Consider the following 2,837-nt stretch of genomic DNA (forward strand, 5'->3'; position numbering starts at 1 on the left):
ACAAGGAAGAAGGTCAGCTGCAGGAAAAAATCGCCGGACTGCACGGCGTGGATAAAAGCAAAGTGCTGATGCTGCAAGGCTCCTGCGAGGGCATTCGTTCCAGCTTTGAGGCTCTGGCCACGTCGAAAACTCAGCTGGTTATCCCCGAACTGACCTACGAAGGCGGCCCTAAGTACGCCAAAATCATGGGGATGAATATCGTTCGGCTGCCCATGCTGCCGGGCTGGAAGTTTGATATTGAGGCGATGAAAAAAGCCGTCGCCGCCTATGACGGTCCGACCATCGTTTACATCGTCAACCCCAACAACCCTACCGCCACCATCACGCCTGCGGACCAGATCGAACCGTGGATCAAAAGCAAACCGAAGGACACGCTGTTTCTGGTGGATGAAGCCTACGCCGAGTTCGTCAACGACTCACGCTTCCGCTCGGTGGACGGGCTGATCCGCGAAGGGTACGACAACATCATCCTGCTGAAGACGTTCTCGAAAATCTTTGCGATGGCCGGTATGCGCGCGGGCTATGCGATCGGCAATCCCGAACTGCTGGCGAAGATGGCGAACTACAACACGTCAGAATCGCTGAACTACTGTGCGATTGCGGCCGCCAGCGCGTCGCTCGACGACAAAGCCTTCATTAACTACAGCAAGAAAACCATCGATACGTCCCGTCAGATCCTGATCGATACCTTGAAGTCCCTGGACCTGGAGTATTTGCCGTCAGAGGCTAACTTCCTGTTCCATCGTATCAAGGTGCCGTTGGAGGGGTATCAGAAGCGCATGAAAGAACACGGCATCTTGATTGGCCGCGCTTTCCCGCCTGCCACTGACTGGTGCCGCATTTCCATGGGCACGCCGGAAGAAATGCACACCTTTACCAAGCTGATGCGGGAGTTCAGAACAAAGGGGTGGCTGTAGCCGTTTATTGAGAGGCGTCAGATACGGCTGGGCGATACCGCATCTGACGTCATCACTCTGTTTCCCGCCGAACCTCGTCGCCGAGGTTCATCAGGCCTTGACGGGGCGCTTGTTGGGGATGAGCGCGGTCAGCGGTTTTTCCACCACTCGGTAGGCAATAATCCCGACGGCCAGCGCAACCAGCGTGGTCAAAATAATCACCGCCGTCTGATTGATGTCACTGACGGACAGCTTTTTCATCAACATGGACAGCGTCATGGTGACGAACCCGTGCGCCAAATAAATCGAATAGGACGCATCGCCGATCAGCATTAATGCGCGGGAGGTCCATCCTTCCAGAGAGCAGGCGGAAAACAGGACAATGAAAATAGGGCTGATATAAAAAATAACAGGCAGCCAGGTGGGTTGGAATAGACGACAAATCAGGTAAATAACCAGAATCATTGTGGATAATAAAAACCCGTTTTTCACGGTCAGTCGCTCGGACAAAAAGAAAATAACCATCCCCGCCAGAAAATACAGCAAAATAGGATTGGTCAATAATAGGCTGGCGCCCGTATCCGCCGGGAGCCATTTCCCGATGAGATATGAAAGCAGGAAACAGAACGACAGGGTCAGCAATATACGGTTTTTCTTACCGAAGAAAATACACACCGCAAACAGGCAATAAAAAAACATTTCGTAAATCAGCGTCCATCCCTGAGACAAGATCGGATTGATACGTCCGTCCTCGCCGATGCGCGGTAACAGCAGGTAAGAGCTGAGAATTTTGCCCATATCGAAATGGTGGCTCTTCAACGCCAGCCCGGCAAACCACAGCGCCAGCAGCGCGGTTGTCCAGAACCAATAAGGGGGAATCACCCGGTTGAATCGGTGGATCAGAAAGGTTTTCGCTTCTTGCGGCGACCACGTTTTTTTATACGTGGCTTTCATCATGATAAAACCGCTGATAATGAAAAATATATAGACGCCCAACGAGCCGAGGTCTTCGAGTCGATATCCATTTTGAATACCACCATCGTAAATGGCCGTTGTGGTGTGCGCGAAAATAACCATGACGGCGGCAATACCACGCAAGTACTGTATATAGCTCAGTTTTTTGTTCATAGTTAATACTCTGAAACTCAGTGGGTCGGGGCTATTTCAGTGGCTCAGAGTAGGTGAAGCTATTTTCATTCTCAACGAAATACTACGCTTTCTAATCATAAACAGAATTATCTCTATTTCCCGGCATCGCGATTGTCGCCAACCATTTCGTCTGCGCATATGACATTCTGCCGTCAGTATCAGTTTTGCTTTCACCCTATCGACGGATGAGGTATTGCTATCGGGACGAAGCGGTCGCCGACGTGAACCCGGGCTGCGTCGTCACCCGTCGAACGGGCTTTCGACCCGTCGCCGTTTGTTTCTTCATCATCAGGAGTGTTGCCATGCGCCAGAATCGGGGATCGGATTACCTGCGGCCATACCGCGACGATAGATTGACGCCGTATATCGAGATTGACGATCTACGTTTGCAGCGGAATCTACGGCAGATGCAGCTGAAAGCGGACGCGGCGGGCGTCAGCCTGCGACCCCACGTTAAAACGCACAAGAGCGTCGTTATCGCCCGTCGGCAGATCGCGGCGGGCGCGGTAGGGATTACGGTGTCCAAACCGAGTGAAGGCGTCGCCTTTATCGAGGGCGGCATCGAGGATGTTCTGCTGGCCTACCCGGTGATTGTTCCCGAGAGCATCCGCGAGCTGCTGGTCGAAGCCGCCTATCGCCGGGCGCGGGTGTCTTTTATCGCCGCCGAACCGTTGGGGGTCGAAGCCATCGCTCGCGCGGTGCGGGAACAAGGCAGCGATCCCGTGACGGTATATGTGAAGGTCGATGTGGGGCTGGGCCGAGTGGGCGTGGATCCGCATGGTGACGCGGGCG

At 53.5% G+C, this 2,837-nt stretch carries 3 protein-coding genes; 2 read left to right on the plus strand and 1 reads right to left on the minus strand.

What is annotated here, in order from left to right; all coding sequences use genetic code 11:
* The coding region (locus Q7O77_RS16605; protein WP_304169827.1) for a histidinol-phosphate transaminase at positions 1 to 917 on the plus strand (917 nt) is incomplete at its 5' end.
* Between the two features lie 90 nt (positions 918 to 1,007).
* Here the strand turns inward: Q7O77_RS16605 and Q7O77_RS16610 are convergent.
* Entirely contained in the window at positions 1,008 to 2,024 is a 1,017-nt protein-coding gene (locus Q7O77_RS16610) for an acyltransferase (RefSeq protein ID WP_304169829.1), read from the minus strand.
* A 323-nt stretch (positions 2,025 to 2,347) separates the two neighbouring features.
* Here Q7O77_RS16610 and Q7O77_RS16615 point away from each other — a divergent pair.
* Positions 2,348 to 2,837: alanine racemase (locus Q7O77_RS16615; protein ID WP_304169831.1), on the plus strand; the 490-nt coding region annotated here is incomplete at its 3' end.

The sequence above is a fragment of the Lonsdalea britannica genome, assembly GCF_946477055.1.
In the GTDB taxonomy this organism is placed as follows: domain Bacteria; phylum Pseudomonadota; class Gammaproteobacteria; order Enterobacterales; family Enterobacteriaceae; genus Lonsdalea; species Lonsdalea britannica_A.

Coding starts and splice junctions, on each gene's coding strand:
- Q7O77_RS16610 (WP_304169829.1), bottom strand. CDS start 2,024: ATGAACAAAAAACTGAGCTATATACAGTACTTGCGTGGTATTGCCGCC.